This window comes from Rhizobium sp. LCM 4573 (assembly GCF_001854865.1).
Classification (GTDB): Bacteria; Pseudomonadota; Alphaproteobacteria; order Rhizobiales; family Rhizobiaceae; genus Neorhizobium.
The window spans coordinates 1022820-1039683 of sequence record NZ_MDDW01000001.1 but is presented as its reverse complement, the minus strand read 5'-3'; the positions used below and the strand labels follow the sequence as shown (position 1 = coordinate 1039683).

The window sequence follows — 16864 nt, the reverse complement described above, 5'->3', positions numbered from 1 at the left end:
GATCTTACGAAATCTATCCCTTTATGGGGCGAAAAAGCAACCTGCCTTCTGTCGTTGTTGGATATCGTCCCAGGATCAAGACAACAAACCGAAGGGATGGAAAATGAAAAGGATAGGCATGATCGGCGGCATGAGCTGGGAAAGCACCGCCGTTTATTATCGGAGGGTCAACGAGCAGGTACGAGAAGCATTGGGAGGTCTAAATTCTGCGGATGTGGTGCTGCGCTCCGTGAATTTTCACGATATCGTAACCCTTCAAAAATTAGGGGCTTGGGAGCAGGCAGCCGGTGAATTGAGCAAGGTGGCGAAGGAACTCGAGCAGGCGGGTGCGGATATGATCCTGATCTGCACCAACACGATGCATCTGCTGGCGGATGAGGTGCAGGCTTCCGTCGGAGTGCCGCTGATTCACATTGCCGATGTGACGGGCGAGGCGATCGCCGAGGCCGGATGCCGCCGTCCGCTACTGCTCGCCACCCGCTATACGATGGAGCAGGACTTCTATCGCAAGCGCATGGAGGAGAATTTCGGCTTCGAGGTCTTGATACCCGATGCCGACGATCGGCAGGATGTGCACGACATCATATTCGGGGAGCTGTGCTGCGGCGTGGTGAAGGACAGCTCGCACCGGCGCTACAAGGAGATCGTTGAAAAGGGGAAAGCCGCCGGCGCCGACAGCGTCATCCTTGGCTGCACCGAGATCGGCCTTCTGGTGAGCGCTGCGGACTTCGACATTCCGACCTTCGATTCCACCCTCCTGCACGCGGATGCGGCAGTGGGGATTTCGCTTGAGCCGATCCGTTCGGCCAGGGGAGAAATGGGGCTGGCAGCGCCGATACACTAGCTGGGGGTGTGAAGTCTGCATGCCGTCAAGAACCCGGACAAGATGAAAAAGGAGAGCGACATGAAAGACTTCAGACAAACCCGCCGTTCGACCCTCAAGCTCCTTGCTGCCGGTACCGGCGTGCTGGCAGCCCCCTCCATCATTCGCCCGGCTTTCGCGCAAGGCAAGGTCGTCAACATCACGACCTACGACAAGTTCGTTCCGCAGGAATTCATCGACCGGTTCCAGAAGGATACGGGCATCGAGGTGCGCGTGCGCCTGACGGACGACCAGGGCAAGCAGTACAATCTGCTTTCGGCCGAGGGTTCGTCGCCCTCGACCGATATCGTGACCGTTACTGGTCACCGCATCTCGCAGTTCATCAAGTCAAATCTTCTGGCGAAGCTCGATACTGGGCGGCTGAAGAACTGGGGCAATCTCGCCCCCGCCTATACCGGCGCGCCGCAGCTCACCATCGACGGCTCGACCTACGGGATGCCGCTGCTCGCCGGCTTCGAGGGCCTGGTGCGCAACACGGACTACACCAAGGCCAGCGATAGCTGGTCGATCATGTTCGATGAAGAATACAAGGGCCTCACTTCGTACATCATCTCCGACTTCCTCTCGATCACCATGCGCTATCTCGGTGACGACGGCGATTATGTGACCTATGAAAACAAGCCGGACGTCGCGCAGGCGGCGACCAACAAGGCCCGCGACTACCTGATCCAACACAAGGACATGGTGCGCAAATATTATGACGCGGGCTCCGAAGTGCAGCAGATGTTCGTCAACGAGGACATTTATGTAGCGCAGGCCTGGTCTGGTCCGGCGGCGAAACTCATCATGGATGGCCATCCGATCGAGCTTTCGGTTCCTAAGGAGGGCACTTACGGCTTCCTGTATTCCTTCAACGTCGTCAACAACGCGCCGAACGCGGATGCGGCCTATACCTTCCTCGATGCCATCCTCTCCTCGCCGGAGATCGGCGCGGCGATGACCCGCCAGTCCGGTTTTGCCTCGGCGTTTGCGGGCGTCGACAAGGTGCTCAACGACCGCGAGCGGGCGGCAAACGCTCTGCCGGACGAGCAGATGCAGCGGGTGCAATTCTTCAGCCCGATCAACCGCGACATGAAGAACGACATGATCGACAAGGCCACGGCAGAAATCAAAGCCGCCTGACCGGCAATTTACCTCCGATCGCACAAACAGGCTGGCCTCCGGTGGAGGCCGGCCGATAAAAGAGAAGTCCGGGAACAGATGAAATGGTCGATAGCAGCATGACTGAGACAAGAGCCTCGGCGCCCCGCGCCGGGCCGGCTTATGCCGGTTGGATAGGGAAAGTCACAGCCTCGGGGCTTTATTCGGCCACGATCGGCCTGGTCGCCAACAGTGCCAGGGCAAAGCTTGTCCTGCTGCTGGCGGTGCCGCTGGCATGGATCGTCTTGCTTCATGTCGGCCCGATCTACCAGATGGCCCGGATCAGCTTCCTGGACAACTATCCGCCGGCGGCGGAGGGCCCCATCCATACGCTCGGCAATTACCGGCTGTTTTTCCAGGAGCCGCTCTATTTCCTGCCCTTCGTGCGCAGCCTGATCTTCGCGGCGGTGGTGACGGTGGCCGCGCTGGTCGTCACCTATCCGGTCGCCTATTACGTCGCCAAGATCATCAAGCCGCAGAACCGCACGCGGGCGCTGCTGCTGCTGCTCATTCCATTCTGGGCGGGCGAGCTGATCCGCACCTTCTCCGTCATCATGCTGCTTGCCAATCGCGGCGCGGTGAACGTGCTCTTGCGGGAGATCGGTTTCATCGACCGGCCCATACCGCTCCTCTACAATTACTTTTCCTTGAGCTTCGGGGTCATCTACCTGCTCGCCCTCTATATGCTCCTGCCGCTCTATTCGGCGATCGAGAAGATACCGCCGCAGCTCATCGATGCCGCGGCCGATCTCGGGGCGGGGCCGTTCCAAAGGTTCCGCCGCGTCATCCTGCCACTTTCCAAGGACGGGATCGTATCCGGCTGCAGTCTGGTCTATCTGACCTCGATCGGCGTGTTCGCCGCGCCTCTACTGCTCGGAGGCCCGAATTCGGTGATCTTCCCGGAAATCATCGCGAGCCTCTTCCACGGTTCGAGCGATAAGTGGCCGGAGGGTGCAGCCTTTTCCATCCTGATGCTGGCCGTTTCGCTTTCGACCGTAGGGCTTTTCATGCGGGTCGCGGGCGGACGCTCGGTCCGGCTGATGTGAGGGGACGACCATGCGCCATTATTTCTCCGATGCCCCGAAGACTGCGCTCCAGGCCTCCTACTGGGTCTTCGTCATATACCTTCTCCTGCCGCTCACGCTGATGATGGCGATGAGCTTCAAGGATGCCAACTTCATCGCTTTTCCGATCGGCGACTGGACGCTCGGCTGGTATGCCAAGGTGGTACAGGACAAGCAGTTCCTGGAGGCGTCCGGCTATTCGATCTTTATCGCGCTGATGACGACGATCTTCGCCACCATCATGGGGGTATGGATCGCGCTGCTGATCTCGGCCGAAGGCATATGGGGACGGGCGGCGATCTTCGCGTTCGCCTGCCTTCCCGCCGTCGTTCCGGGCCTCATCAACGCGATCTCGATGCGCATCTTCATCCGCGTGCTCGACATTCCGACAGGGACGGGCGCGATCATCCTCGGGCATACCGTGCATGCCGTGCCCTTCGTGGTGATCATGGTGCTGACGCGGCTGCGTTCGATGCCGAACAACCTCATCGATGCCGCGCGCGATCTCGGCGCCGACAGCTTCATCGCCTTCATCCGGATCACCATCCCCTTCCTGGCGCCGGCGCTTGTCGGGGGCATGATCTTCTGCGTGCTGACCAGTATCGACGATTTCGTCCGCACCTTCTTCCTGGGCGGTTATCAGCCGACGCTCCCCATGTTGATCTTCGCCAAGGTGCAGGGCGGTATGTCGCCCGAAATCAACGCCATGGCGACGCTGGTCCTGATCGTGACCGCAGCCGTCGGCCTTTATGCCGAGCACTTCACCCGCCGTTCGAGGACCTGACCGATGCAGCCCGTAGTTCAATTCCGCAACGTCAACAAATATTACGGCTCCTCGGTCGCGGTCGACAATCTCGACCTTTCGATCGAGCCCGGCCAGTTCGTGACGCTGCTCGGCCCGTCGGGCTGCGGCAAGTCCACGACGCTGCGTATGCTCGGGGGCTTCGAGACGCCGACCTCCGGCGAGATCTATCTCGACGGCAAGGAGATCAGTCGGCTGCCGCCCAACAAGCGCAACGTCAACATCGTCTTCCAGGACTATGCGCTCTTTCCGCATCTCTCCGTCCGTCGCAATGTGGCTTTCGGCCTGGAGCTGAAAGGGCTTGCCTCGGAGACAATCCATAAGCGCACCATGGAGCTTCTCTCTCTCGTGAGGTTGCAGGAATTCGCCGACCGGATGCCTGCCCAGCTTTCGGGCGGACAGCGCCAGCGCGTGGCGCTGATGCGGGCGCTTGCGCCCAACCCCAACGTTTTGCTTCTCGACGAGCCCTTGAGCGCGCTCGACGCAAAGCTGCGTCAGCAGATGCAGGTGGAGCTGAAATCCATCCAGCAGACGACCGGCAAGACCTTCATCTTCGTCACTCACGATCAGGAGGAAGCGCTCACCATGTCCGACGTGATCGTAGTGATGAACAGCGGCCGGATCGAACAGATGGGCGATCCCCACACGCTCTATTCGCGGCCGCGCAGCCGCTTCGTGGCGAACTTCATAGGCGAGAGCAATTTCATCGAAGGGACATTGAAGGGAACCAAAGGTGGCCTCGCTGCCATCGAATGGAACGGCAGCATCGTTCATGCCGGCCTGAATGGTCATGACCTTCAGATTGGGAGCCGTGTCGCTGTGGCGCTCAGGCCCGAGGCTGTATCTGTCTTTGCGTCCAAACCCGTCGAGAAGCTCGCCTTCGAGGGGCGGATTACACAGCGTCTTTTCAAGGGCGACCATACCTCGCTGACGATCGAGCTTCCGAACGGCCAGGCGATCGTGGCGCAGCTCGATCCGGTGGCGTTGTCGCAGATCACGGATGATCGGGTGTGGATCGGCTGGCGCGAGGAAGACGCCGTGGCGCTCGCCGACTGAGGCTGAAACAAATGATGATGACCGGCTGTCCGACTGCCGGGTGATCGACCTTTGAACGACAGGACCGAACGATGACCATTCTCGACGATCCGAGGCTTGCGGAGCTGAATGCCCGCGTGAAGCAGGACCTGGATTACCTGAACTATCCGCCGGCAAACTGGTCTCCGGCCCTTTCCGAAGTCGATGGCAAGCCAGTCAGCGATGTGGTTATCATCGGCGGAGGCATGTGCGGCCTGGTTGCCTGGTTCGCGCTCAACCGCGTCGGCATACGCAACCTGCGCATCGTCGATCGCGCCGCCCGCGGCAAGGAAGGTCCCTGGAAGACCTATGCACGGATGGAGACGCTCCGTTCGCCGAAGAACCTTCTCGGGCCGGCGCATGGCATGGCCTCGCTCACTTTCCGCGCCTGGTACACGGCGCTCTACGGCGTGTCCGCCTGGGAGGAACTCTTCCGCATTCCGCGGCCGATGTGGATGGATTATTTGGACTGGTACCGTGAGGTGCTGTCCATCCCGGTAGAGAACGGCACGCATGTGACGCGCATTGTTCCCCGCGAGGACGGCCTGCTGGAACTCGAGATCGCTGGCGGTGCCGATCCCTCGATCCTGACCCGCAAGCTGGTGATGGCGACCGGCCGCGACGGCCTTGGTGCTGCCGATATTCCGGATTTCGTCAGGGGAATGCAACGGCACAAATCGTGGGCGCATTCCTCCGATGAGATCGATTTCGAGGCGCTCAAGGGCAAGCGCGTAGTAGTGATCGGGGTCGGCGCCTCGGCGGTCGACAACGCTGCGGAAGCGCTGGAGAACGGTGCCGGCGAGGTGCGACTGCTTGCCCGCCGCAAGAAGATGCCGACGATCAACAAGCTGATGGGCATTGGCTCCTACGGTGTGACGGCCGGCTTCCCGGAGATTTCGCCGGAATGGCGCTGGCGGATCATGGATTATTCCACCAAGCAGCAGACGCCCGCGCCTCATAACTCGACGCTACGCGTCAGCCGGCATCCGAACGCCTATTTCCATTTCGACTGCGGCATTCAGTCGATGCGCGAGGAGGGCAGCGAAGTCATCATCACGACGATGAACGGACGTGTCTTCCGCACTGATTTCGTCATTCTCGGCACGGGCTTTACCGTCGATCCGCTCGCCCGCAGCGAGCTTTCGCCCTACCGGGACAAGATCGCGTGCTGGGAGGACCGTATCACTCCGCCGCCCGGCGAGAAAAATCCGAGCCTCGGCCGGTTTCCCTGGCTGGACGATGATTTCTCCTTCACCGAGAAGGAGCCGGGAATGGCCCCGTGGCTCAAGGATATTCATTGCTTCAACTACGGGGCCACGATGAGCCTCGGCAAGGTGAGCGGCGACATTCCGGCGATCAGCGAAGGGGCCGCCTGGCTTGCCCGCGGCGTGGCCGCCCGTCTCTTCATCCGCGATATCGACCATCACTGGCAGGCGCTCCTCGACTACGAGAAGCCCGAGCTCGACGGATCGGAATGGGTGGATGCCGATGCCGACCTGCCCGAACAGAAGACCGCCTGAGGAGCGCCATGCCCAAGACCGTCTATTATTATCACGCGCTGAGCTCCCCCTGGGCCTATCTCGGCTGGCCGCAATTCAAGGCGCTGATCGAGAAGCACGATCTCGACGTCGTGGTGCGCCCGACGCGTATCGTGCCGGAAAACGGCGGCGTGCCGCTGCGCTCCCGCCCGCAGCCGCGCCAGGATTATCATGCCGTGGAGCTCGACCGCTGGCGCAAGCGGCTGAACATGCCGCTGGTGCTGAAGCCGAAATACTACCCCACGAACAACGAATTCTCGGCCCGTATGGTGATCGCCGCCGACCGACTGGGCCTGCCGGCGCTCGAACTCAGCCACGGCCTTCTCCACGCACTGTGGAGCGAGGAAAAGGATGTGACCTTGCCGGAAGTGCGCATCGAAGTCGCGAACCGGCTTGGTCTGGACGGCGCAAAACTTCAGGCGATGGAAGACCAGCCGGAGATCATGCAGGCCTGGATCGACAGCCATGAGGAGGCTCGCGTCAAGGGTGTCTTCGGCACGCCGACCTGGATCTACAAGGACGTGCTTTATTGGGGCCAGGATCGCCTGAGTTTCCTCGACGAAGCTCTGTCGGAAGATTGAAAGGAACCTCTCCATGACGACCGCACCGACGACGGACGTGATCGACCATGTCCTCGGCCTCGAACCTTCCTCGCCGCTTGYCGCGCTTCGTAACGAGCGGGCGAAGCTCAAGCAGTTGACGCAGACGAGCTACGAGGCGGCGCTTCACCCGAAGGAGCCACGCAATTTCCCTTATGCCGAGCGGGCAGCACTGGCCGCCCGCATGGCCGGGCTCTGGAAGTCGACGGAGCTTGCTGGTCATTATCGCGACCTGATCGCCAGGGAAGGCGGTGCAGGTGAGGTGGTGACGATCGCCGATCCGGCCTGGAAGCCGGCCGACGGGAAGAGCCGGCTTGCCGCGATTCTGCGGCATGTCGATCTCGTAACGCTTAACCCCAAGCAGGCGACCCGTGGCAATATCGAGGCGCTTTATGCCGCCGGGCTCGACGACCGGGATATTGTGACGCTTGCCGGTTTGATCGCTTTCGTGAACTACCAGGTGCTGGTGGTTGCCGGCCTGAAGATGCTGAGGGACAACTGACATGTCTGACGTCGTGCACGAATTTACGCTTGAGCCGCTCGAATGGAACCCCTACGTCAGGCCGGTCGAACTCGAAAAGGCAACGCCCGAGCAGCTCGACGCGCTCAAGGTGACGCCGTCCAACACCAAGGTTTCGGCCTACGTGCTGGTGCTGGCGCAGGAAGCCGAGACGCTTGCCGAGCGCACGCCGCTCTTCAACGATATCATGTATAGCGAAGGCGGGCTTTCGCGTGGCGGCCGTGAGCTCGGCGCGCTGGCGGCTTCCTTCGTCAATCATTGTATCTACTGCGCTTCGGTGCATGCCAACCGCTTCATCCAGCTCGAGAAACGGCCGGAGGTGGTGGACGAGATTTACAAGAACGGTTTCGATGCCGATCTTGAAGCCTATGACCAGGCGCTGTTCAATTTCGGCGTCGATCTCACGGCCCACCCCGACGATGTAGGCGTCTATCAATTCTACCACCTGCGCGAGGTGGGTCTCAGCGATCTGGAAATCCTCGATCTCATCCATTCGATCGCGATCTTCGGCTGGGCGAACCGGCTGATGCATACGCTCGGCGAACCGCTCCGGAAAAGCTGATTGTCCGCGGAAATTGCCCATAGCGCGCCGGACACCGCGCGTTCCTTCGAGGTYACCCATCGGGAGGTATTGCGCATCGCCATTCCGATGATGGTGGCGCATATCTCGACGCCGCTTGTCAGCCTCGTGGCAACAGGTGTGATCGGGCAGCTGGGAGATGAGGCGCTGATYGGCGGCGTGGCTCTTGCCGCGGTGATATTCGATGTCCTGTTCATCACCTTCAACTTCCTGCGCGGTGCGACCACCGGCTTTACGGCACAGGCGCTTGGCGCGGGCGACCGGCGGTTCGAGCAGCGTATGCTGCTCGGCGGATTGCTGATCGCCGTGGTCTCGGGCCTCCTGATCCTTGTCCTGCACCTACCCATCGGAGCGGCGGGTCTGGCGATCCTCGGCGCCGAGGGGGAGGTGGCGGAAGCTGCCCGGACCTATTACGGCTGGCGGGTCTGGTCGGCGCCCTTCGTGCTCTTCAACTTCGTCATCTTCGGCTGGATCATAGGCCGCGGCGAGGCGCTGACGGCGATGCTCCTGCAGACGCTGCTGAACGGCCTCAACCTCGTTTTGAGCTTCTGGTGGGTGCTCGGCCTCGGCTGGGGCGTGGCCGGTGTGGCGCTCGCAAGCCTGGTTGCGGAAGCGGTGACGGCGCTTGCCGGATTGTGGCTCATCGTGCTCAGGACGGATCGCCATTCCTGGGAACTGCCGGACCTCAAGAGCGTGCGGCGGCTGTTTTCCGTCAACGGCGACATGATGATCCGCTCCTTCGCGCTTCTGATCGGGCTTTCCTTTTTCACGCGGCAAAGCGGGATGCTCGGCATCGAGATACTTGCCGCGAACACTATCCTCCTGCGTTTCTACTTCTTCGGCGTCGCCTTCCTGGACGGCATCGCCACCGCCGCGGAACAGCTTGCGGGACGTGCGGTCGGAGCGAATTACCGTCCGGCTTTCGACCGCATGGTGCGGCTGACGACCTTATGGGGCTTCGTTTTCGGCGCGATCGTCTCGCTCGTCTTTCTCTTCAGCGGCCCGTGGGTGATCGAGCTTGCCTCGCCGAACGCGGCGATCACGGCGCTTTCGCTGACCTTCCTTCCCTATGCGGCGCTCCTGCCTCTTTTCGGTGTCGTCGCCTTTCAGATGGACGGCATCTATATCGGCGCGACATGGTCGCGCGAGATGCGCAACCTCATGCTGCTGTCGCTCGCCCTCTATTTCGCCGCATGGGCGATCCTGCAGCCGCTTTTCGGAAATCACGGGCTCTGGATTTCGCTGATCCTCTTCCAGAGCGCGCGCAGCATCGCCTTTCGCTGGATGCTGCCGCGGCTGGTGCGGCGCACTCTTCCGGAGCCCGTTCCCGTCTAAGCGATCTCTCCGAGGCAGACATATTTGATCTCGAGGAATTCCTCGATGCCATATCTTGACCCCTCGCGTCCGAGACCCGAGAGCTTGACGCCGCCGAAGGGCGCTTCGGCCGTGGAGATGAGCCCGGTATTGACGCCGACCATGCCGTATTCCAGCGCCTCGGCCACCCGGAAGACGCGGGCAAGGTCCTTCGCGTAGAAATAGGAGGCAAGGCCGAACTCGGTGTCGTTGGCCTGTTCGATGACATCCGCCTCGTCCTTGAAGCGGAAGAGCGGGGCGACCGGACCGAAGGTTTCTTCGCGAGCGACCATCATCTCGCCTGTGACATCGGCCAGGACGGTCGGCTCGAAGAAGGTGCCGCCGAGCGAGTGCCGCTTGCCGCCGATGACGATGCGGGCGCCCTTGCCGGTGGCATCGGCCACGTRCTCCTCCACCTTCTCCAAAGCGGCGTTATCGATCAGCGGCCCGAGGATCACGCCCTCATCGAAGCCGTTGCCGGTCTTCAGCTTTCCGGCGGCCGCGGCGAGCTTTTGCGAAAACGCCTCATAGACTCCGTCCTGCACGTAAATGCGGTTGGCGCAGACGCAGGTCTGACCGTTGTTGCGGAACTTGGCGATCAGGGCTCCCTCGACGGCGGCATCGAGATCGGCATCATCGAAGACGATGAAAGGTGCGTTGCCGCCGAGCTCCAGCCCGAGTTTCTTGATGGTCGGCGCGCTCTGCTTGTAGAGCTGTGCGCCGATCTCGGTGGAGCCGGTGAAGGTGAGCTTGCGGACTGTCGGATTGGACGTCATCTCGGCGCCGATTTCGGAGGCCGAACCGGTCAACACGCTGAAGAGGCCTTTGGGCAGGCTGGCGCGCTCGGCAAGCACGGCAATGGCGATTGCCGAAAACGGCGTCTGAGATGCCGGCTTCAGCACCATGGAGCAGCCGGCCGCGAATGCGGGACCGGCCTTGCGGGTGATCATGGCGTTCGGGAAATTCCACGGCGTAATCGCCGCGACGACACCGATCGGCTGCTTCATTATCATGATGCGCTTGTCGGGCTGATGGCCGGGAACGATGTCGCCATAGACGCGGCGTGCTTCCTCCGCGAACCATTCGATGAAGCTTGCGCCATAGACGATCTCGCCGGTCGCCTCCGCCAGCGGTTTTCCTTGCTCAAGTGTGAGGATTTTGCCGAGATCTTCCTTGTTCTCGATCATCAGGTCGAACCATTTGCGGAGGATCGTGGAGCGTTCCTTGGCGGTGCGGGCCGCCCAGCCTTTCTGCGCCTGTCGTGCGGCTTCGATTGCCTCTTTGGTTTCCTTCGCGCCGAGTTTCGGCACACGGCCGATAATCTCGCCGGTGGCGGGATTGTTCACTGTGATGGCGTTGTCCGCTGCCGCCTCGATCCAGTTGCCGCCGACGAGGGCTGCCTGACGGAAGAGAGATGGGTCTTTCAGCTTCATGGCGGTATCCTCCTTGTTTCCGCTACAGGCGCAGATATCGCGCGCCGCCCGAGAGTGGCGTGCCGGACTATATCTGACGTCTTTTCGGAAATGAGGAAGGCCGCGGCCGGCATTTTTCCGGCTTCGAAAGGACAGCAGGCTATTTCGGGAAGCCGTAACGCTCCGTGATATCCCAGAACATGCGGTTGATGCCGGTGAGCGAGGTTATGCTTTCCCTGATGCGGCCGATCTCCTGCTCGTCGAGCTTTTCGATCTTTCCGTACTTGATCTCGTCCTTGCTTTCGAAGATCCGCATGGATTGGGTGAGGCCGAGACCGCTGTCGGGATCGAAGGAATAGATGCAGTGGTTGTACTTGTTCCGAAGCTTGGCTTCCTCCGAAAGACGGCGTGTCGCTTCCAGAACCTCTGCCCGGCAGGCCGGCGGGGTCTTCTGCATCTTGGTGAGCCGCTCGACGAGATCGATACGGGCGCGGGTGGTGTTGAGCGTCAGGAAGATGACGATCGCGGTTTCCTTGTCCACCCCGGCAAGGCCGGCGATCATATGGATCAGCAGGCTCTCGGTATTCGTCCAGGTATAGTTCAGTTGCCCAAGAAGGAGCAGGACGTCCCGGAACCTAGCTATCGTCGCCCGAGGTCGATCGACTGTCCTGGCCAGGGTTCTGGTCGCGTGCATCGTGAAGGGCTTCCTTGCGCTTGTGCTCGAAATAAAGGGCGACGACTTCGGTCCTGTTGTGCACACCGAGCTTGGTGATGATGTTGTGGATGTGGATCTTGACGGTGTGCTCGGAAAGCCCGAGCGCGGCGGCGATGATCTTGTTCTGATTGCCCATGGCAATCCTGGCGAGGATTTCGTTCTCGCGCTTCGTCAGCTTGCCGATCGAGCGAAGGGAAGGCGTTTCGCCTTCCGGCAGCATGTGCTCCCRCTCGGRYCGGCCCTCGCCCCGGTCCCAGGCGGCGGCGGACGGTCGATAGCCGATCGAGGGGAAATAGGTGCCGCCTTTCAGGATGATGCGCAGGACGGAGAGAAAGACGTCGAGATTGACCGAGAGGGGAAGGATGCCGCGAACGATTTGCGGATCGATCGCTGCCAGCCGATCCTCGGTTATCGCCACGTCGTCCATTCCGACAAGCGCGAGCGATGCGGTCGGATGGTGTTCGGCGAAGGTCGACCAGTGATCCCTGAGCGGCCGCGCAAAATCGATATCGGCGAGGACGAGCTGCACGGGATTTTCGAACTCCGCCAGGGCGAGGCTCAAATCCGGCACGGTCCTGACGCTGAGCCAGGGGAACTCGCTTTCTATGGCGGCAGCCATCGCGTTCGAGATGGTACCCGGCGTACAGATGAAGAGCAAAGTGCGGAAAGAATTCATTTTTCTCAAGGCGGCGGTAGCAAGATCCGCATTGAGATTTTGCAGGACGTCTTGCGGAATCTGCATGGGTCAAGCCCCTCCCTATCTCCACGAAGCCAATCCGCGCAGTGCTGCTGACCTCTTTTATTAGAGAAACGTAATCCAAGGCCCGGCCCGTGGGAATAGACCAAAAGAGCTATGGAACAATGGGCTAAACCTGTCTCAGAGTCGGAAAATGCGGAACAAAGAGAGACTGTTCGCCCGCTTTTCCCGCCTTGATGTAGATCGAAGCATACTTTGGGAGAAGGCTTGCCGATTTTGGCTACTTCTTCTTGCTGGGGTGCTGTCTAGACCATCTGCCTATGYGCAAGATTGCTTCACCAAGTCGCGCTAGCTCTAACTATCACCTTAAAACYGATAGGCAATGAGGCCACAGTATGCCTCCGTTCCGGGACGGGGTCGCGGTCGAACGCGGCGTGCGTCGGGTATGGTCAGGAACCAGCGTACAGCGTGCTGACCACCGAGCTTCAGCCCTCTCGGATATGCAGGGAGGAAAAGAAAAATCAGACATCGCAAGAAGAAACCGGCGAACGGTCGCGTCGATGCGCGCCCTGATGCCAAAGCAGATCTGATTCCACTTCAACAGCCGCAGGCAAAGACCCCAAGAAGATGAATGGCGGTCACGCTGTCGCGGCGAGACAGAGGACACAGTCATGGTAGACAGACGCAACCCATTCGACACGTTTCTCGATGACGACAGTCAGGAACAGCAGCAGCAACAGCAGCAACGCGAACAACAACAGCAGCAGCAGAGCGAGGAACAGAGCCAGGAACAGAGCCAGAGCAGCGAGTCCGACAATTACAACGGTAACCTGAATGGCAACGGAAACGGCAACCTCAATGGCAATTTGAATGGCAATCTGAACGCCAACTTCAACAAGAACGTCAATGAAACCACCGTCGACGTGACGGTCGACGTCGGCGTGAGCATGGAAGACTATCTTCCGACAGACGACGATTTCGCCGACATCGATGTGTATGAAGGCGGTTCGATCGATGGCATGTTCAACATCCAGATCGCAGACAACCTCAATGGCGCATTGACCGGCGGCGGTAACGACGTGGGTAACGTCTTCAGCCAGGTTGCCAATATCCAGGACAACGACACCCTGAGTAACGCCACGGTCGATAATACTGGCGGGTTTACGCAGAATTCCGATCCGCAAGGCGGCGTCGCGATTGCATCCGACGGCATCGACGCCGGCGGCGGCGGTGGCGGCGGTGGCGGTCATGCCGATGCCAATGGCGGTGCGGGCGGCGAAGGCGGTGGAGCCCTCGGCGGCTTTGCGGCCGGTGGTGACGGTACCGGTGGTTCCGCGATATCCAGCGCATTCGGCGGTGTCGGCGCAGGTGGTACTGCGACTGGTGGTTCCGGCACGAGCGGCGGCGCAATCTCCGGCGATACGGCCGGCGGCAGCGGCACCGGCGCCCGTGGTGGTGACGGCGGCCTTGGCGCGGGCCTCGGCCTCGGTCTCGGCCTCGGGCTTGGCGCAGGCCTTGCACTTGGTGGTGCTGGCGGCGCCGGCGGTAGCAATACTGCGGGCAGCGGCGGTTATGGCGGCGACGCCGGTAATGCCAATGGCGGCGATGCAACCGATGCCGGCCGCGGCGGCGATGCCGACGGAGGCGACGCAACGACGCTAACCGGTCTGAACCTCGGTTTCGTCAATCCTATCATTGCGGCTGGCGGAGATGCCGGCACCGGCGGTGACGGTGGCAGCAATACCGGCGGTGACGCCGGCGATCCGACAGGCGGTAACGGTGCTGCCGGTGGCGGTGCCTCGGGTGCCTCCGGCGGCGGCGGCGGCGATGCCACCGGTTCGGGTAGCGGCACGGGCTCTGGTGCGGGCACTGGTTCTGGCACGGGCGGCGCCGGTGGTGCCGGTGGCTCAGGTGTCGGTGGAGCCGCGATGAGCGGCGATGCAACGACCGGAGACGCATATGGAGGTGATGCTTGGGCTGGCGGCGGCAACGGCGGCAATGCACTGAGTGGGGCATGGGCCGATGGTACCGGCGGCGACGGTATGGGCGGCTGGGCCTTCGGTGGAGCCGGTGGAGCCGGTGGAGCTGGCGGCATAGCAACGACAGGTTTTGGCGGCGCCGGCGGCGCAGGCGGGACCTGGGGCTCCAACAACGGCGACGACGGCTACGTCACCGGGACAAGCAGCGCTTCTGCCGATGCGTTCGTCGAAACGAGCGCGTTCAACCAGGAAATCGTGCTTGGCGCGAACCTGCAGCAGAACGCCATCGACATGACGATCGTGGGCGGTGACCTCTCCAGCACCACGGTTGGCGAAGACGACGATGGTACCGCGTAACGCTCTCCTTCGTCGTGATTAGCGACAAATCATAATCTCCAGGACTGCGCAGCCAGCCTGCGCAGTCCATCTGTTCCCGGAAATCATTGAAAGACGGCAGTCGAAAGGCGCCAGTCATGACGACGATGGACAAGATCACAGAGGAAATCTCCCACTTTATCGGTCTGTTCCATACAACCATCGAGGACGTGCGCCTTCGCGAGGCCTATACCGATTTTAGCTATTACGTGACGCAACAGCCTCTGCGGGTCGAGCCGGTCTTCGATTCCAGTTTCGAGGCGCCTTTCGAGTTCCTCGGCTTCGACCCCGGCGTCAGCTACAAGGCGCCCGCCTATGTGAAGCCGATCACGCACCCGGCGTTCCTTTCGCATATCGAGCATCCGCCGATCCCTCTCGTCGATGGACAGCGCGAGTTTCCTCACATGGACCTGCCAAAGGATCTCGGTCCGGTTGGTCCGCGTACCATGTCGGTGACGCTCGAGATCGATCCTCCGGGGTCGGTCGCGAACTACATGGTGCAGGCGGCGGGTCTTTCCGACGACGACTATTTCAATGTCGGCGGCAGCGGCCTGATCTTCAAGCCGGACCCGGTCGATGATGCCGATCTGCTGGAGGTCGCCGAGGATATCCTTTCCCAATCGCCGATCGGCGATCCCGACATGCCGGGCTCCGGCGAGGAAATGGTCGAACTCATCGAGACCATTGCATCGCAATTGAAGAGCTGGACCGCTGAGGCTGAAGGCCCGATGGAGGTCTTCGTCCATCAGGCGACGACCATCGAGGGCATCTATGTCAACGGCGAGCTGGTGTCCGAGGCGCCCAAACTTTCCGATTATCATTCCTTCGATGATGAAGAAGAGGGCGACGACGATCCCGAGGACGGTCCCGAGCCCAATGTCGTCGTGCATGCCGACGGAACGGTCACCATCGACGTCTCGGTGGAAGTCGTCGCCGGCAGCAATACCGTGGTCAATAACGCGGTGATGCAGAATCTCTGGGCCGCGGCGACGGTTACCGCGGTTCTGGGCGATCATTTCGAGATCAACGCCGTCATCCAGATCAATGCGATCTGGGATATGGATGCGATCACCTCTGCGATCGGAAGCTGGACGAATGATGGCGCTCCGAACGAAATCTTCAACGTCGCGACTTTCGAACGCTTCGACACACTGGAGGAGGACGTTGCACAACCGGTAACGGGCGGCTTCCCCAGCGCCTGGGCAATCACCGAGATCCAGGGCGACCTGATGATCGCCAATTGGCTCGAGCAGTATGTCTTCGTGTCCGACAACGACATCGGCATCCTGTCGTCGTCAGGCGTGACCACGAGCGTTATCGCCGGCGACAATACGAGCACCAACCACGTATCGCTCTACGAGCTTGGGCTCTCCTACGATCTGATCATCGTCGGCGGCTCGGTATACGATGCCAACATCATCCATCAGTTCAACTTGCTGTTCGACAATGATGTCGTCGGAGCGGTATCGGGCTTCGAGACGGCGGGGAACGGTTCCTTCTCCGGTTCGGGGAACCTCCTGTGGAACCAGGCCTATATCTACAATATCGGTGCAGACCGGTTCGAGGCGCTTCCTTCCGCCTATCTCGATGCGGCAAACGGAATAGCCGCCGGCAGGAACAGCCTTCCCAACGGCGTGCTGACGGACCCAGCCTTCGCGGGAATGGAAGGATTGCGGGTTCTCTATATCAGCGGAGACCTGCTCAACATCCAATATATCCGCCAGACCACGATCATGGGGGATGACGACCAGATCGCGCTTGCGATGAATGCGATCAATCCGCATCCGGATGCGTCCTGGACTGTTTCGACGGGCGACAACGCGCTCATCAACACAGCGGCGATCCTCGATCTTGATTCCATGGGCAAGACCTATGTGGGAGGGGAGCAGTATTCCCAGGAAACGCTCATTCAGGCGGAGCTGATTTCGAGCGAACCTGAGCTCGCCGCCCGTGATCCCAATGAACTGGTGAATGAAGCCGTAGTCTTCCTCGACGACTCGATGCTGGCGGCCGAGTCCGATGCGCCCGGCCTTCCGGCGCCCGAACACGACAGTCATTATCAGAACGACGGACTGCAGCATGTGCTCGGATAACTGGGGGGAAGCATGCCGGAGATTCCAAAAAGGGCCGAAG

The 16864-nt window shown here is 61.0% G+C and carries 15 protein-coding genes; 12 read left to right on the top strand and 3 right to left on the bottom strand.

Features of this window, described 5'->3' with window-relative positions:
* Positions 1 to 103: 103 nt before the first annotated feature.
* From LCM4573_RS05100 to LCM4573_RS05055, 10 genes are all read left to right on the top strand, one after another.
* Positions 104 to 844, top strand: coding sequence for an aspartate/glutamate racemase family protein (locus LCM4573_RS05100; protein WP_071005037.1), 741 nt, complete (start codon positions 104 to 106; stop codon positions 842 to 844).
* A 60-nt stretch (positions 845 to 904) separates the two neighbouring features.
* A complete protein-coding gene (locus LCM4573_RS05095) occupies positions 905 to 2005 on the top strand; it encodes an extracellular solute-binding protein (RefSeq protein ID WP_071005202.1) in 1101 nt (366 codons plus the stop codon).
* A gap of 98 nt (positions 2006 to 2103) precedes the next feature.
* Positions 2104 to 3069, top strand: coding sequence for an ABC transporter permease (locus LCM4573_RS05090; RefSeq protein ID WP_407071708.1), 966 nt, complete (start codon positions 2104 to 2106; stop codon positions 3067 to 3069).
* 10 nt (positions 3070 to 3079) lie between these two features.
* Positions 3080 to 3871, top strand: coding sequence for an ABC transporter permease (locus LCM4573_RS05085; protein WP_071005034.1), 792 nt, complete (start codon positions 3080 to 3082; stop codon positions 3869 to 3871).
* Between the two features lie 3 nt (positions 3872 to 3874).
* Positions 3875 to 4945 carry an ABC transporter ATP-binding protein gene (locus LCM4573_RS05080; protein WP_071005033.1) on the top strand — a complete coding sequence of 357 codons (1071 nt, stop codon included), beginning with the start codon at positions 3875 to 3877 and terminating at the stop codon, positions 4943 to 4945.
* Between the two features lie 71 nt (positions 4946 to 5016).
* Positions 5017 to 6483 (top strand): NAD(P)-binding domain-containing protein, encoded by a 1467-nt coding sequence (locus tag LCM4573_RS05075; RefSeq protein WP_071005032.1) that lies wholly within the window; start codon positions 5017 to 5019, stop codon positions 6481 to 6483.
* A gap of 8 nt (positions 6484 to 6491) precedes the next feature.
* On the top strand, positions 6492 to 7082 hold the full coding sequence (locus LCM4573_RS05070; protein ID WP_071005030.1) for a 2-hydroxychromene-2-carboxylate isomerase: 591 nt from the start codon (positions 6492 to 6494) through the stop codon (positions 7080 to 7082).
* A 13-nt stretch (positions 7083 to 7095) separates the two neighbouring features.
* A complete protein-coding gene (locus LCM4573_RS05065) occupies positions 7096 to 7602 on the top strand; it encodes a CMD domain protein (protein WP_071005028.1) in 507 nt (168 codons plus the stop codon).
* Between the two features lies 1 nt (position 7603).
* A complete protein-coding gene (locus LCM4573_RS05060; RefSeq protein WP_071005025.1) occupies positions 7604 to 8182 on the top strand; it encodes a peroxidase-related enzyme in 579 nt (192 codons plus the stop codon).
* Entirely contained in the window at positions 8183 to 9535 is a 1353-nt protein-coding gene (locus LCM4573_RS05055) for an MATE family efflux transporter (protein WP_244505229.1), read from the top strand.
* On the opposite strand, the gene gabD is transcribed toward LCM4573_RS05055, so the two are convergent.
* From gabD to LCM4573_RS05040, 3 genes are all read right to left on the bottom strand, one after another.
* On the bottom strand, positions 9532 to 10986 hold the full coding sequence (gene gabD / locus LCM4573_RS05050) for an NADP-dependent succinate-semialdehyde dehydrogenase (protein WP_071005023.1): 1455 nt from the start codon (positions 10984 to 10986) through the stop codon (positions 9532 to 9534). The two genes, LCM4573_RS05055 and gabD, sit on opposite strands and share 4 nt — an antisense overlap.
* Before the next feature lie 139 nt (positions 10987 to 11125).
* Positions 11126 to 11659, bottom strand: coding sequence for a hypothetical protein (locus LCM4573_RS05045; protein WP_071005199.1), 534 nt, complete (start codon positions 11657 to 11659; stop codon positions 11126 to 11128).
* The gene (locus LCM4573_RS05040) at positions 11601 to 12422 is read right to left on the bottom strand and encodes a response regulator transcription factor (protein ID WP_083347310.1); all 822 of its coding nucleotides are present in this window, start codon (positions 12420 to 12422) and stop codon (positions 11601 to 11603) included. Before LCM4573_RS05040 ends, LCM4573_RS05045 begins: the two co-directional genes overlap by 59 nt.
* Before the next feature lie 626 nt (positions 12423 to 13048).
* Between LCM4573_RS05040 and LCM4573_RS28760 the strand changes: the two genes are divergently transcribed.
* Both LCM4573_RS28760 and LCM4573_RS05030 read left to right on the top strand, forming a co-directional pair.
* Positions 13049 to 14713 (top strand): hypothetical protein, encoded by a 1665-nt coding sequence (locus LCM4573_RS28760; RefSeq protein WP_071005022.1) that lies wholly within the window; start codon positions 13049 to 13051, stop codon positions 14711 to 14713.
* A 116-nt stretch (positions 14714 to 14829) separates the two neighbouring features.
* The gene (locus tag LCM4573_RS05030) at positions 14830 to 16824 is read left to right on the top strand and encodes a hypothetical protein (protein ID WP_071005020.1); all 1995 of its coding nucleotides are present in this window, start codon (positions 14830 to 14832) and stop codon (positions 16822 to 16824) included.
* Positions 16825 to 16864 lie beyond the last annotated feature (40 nt).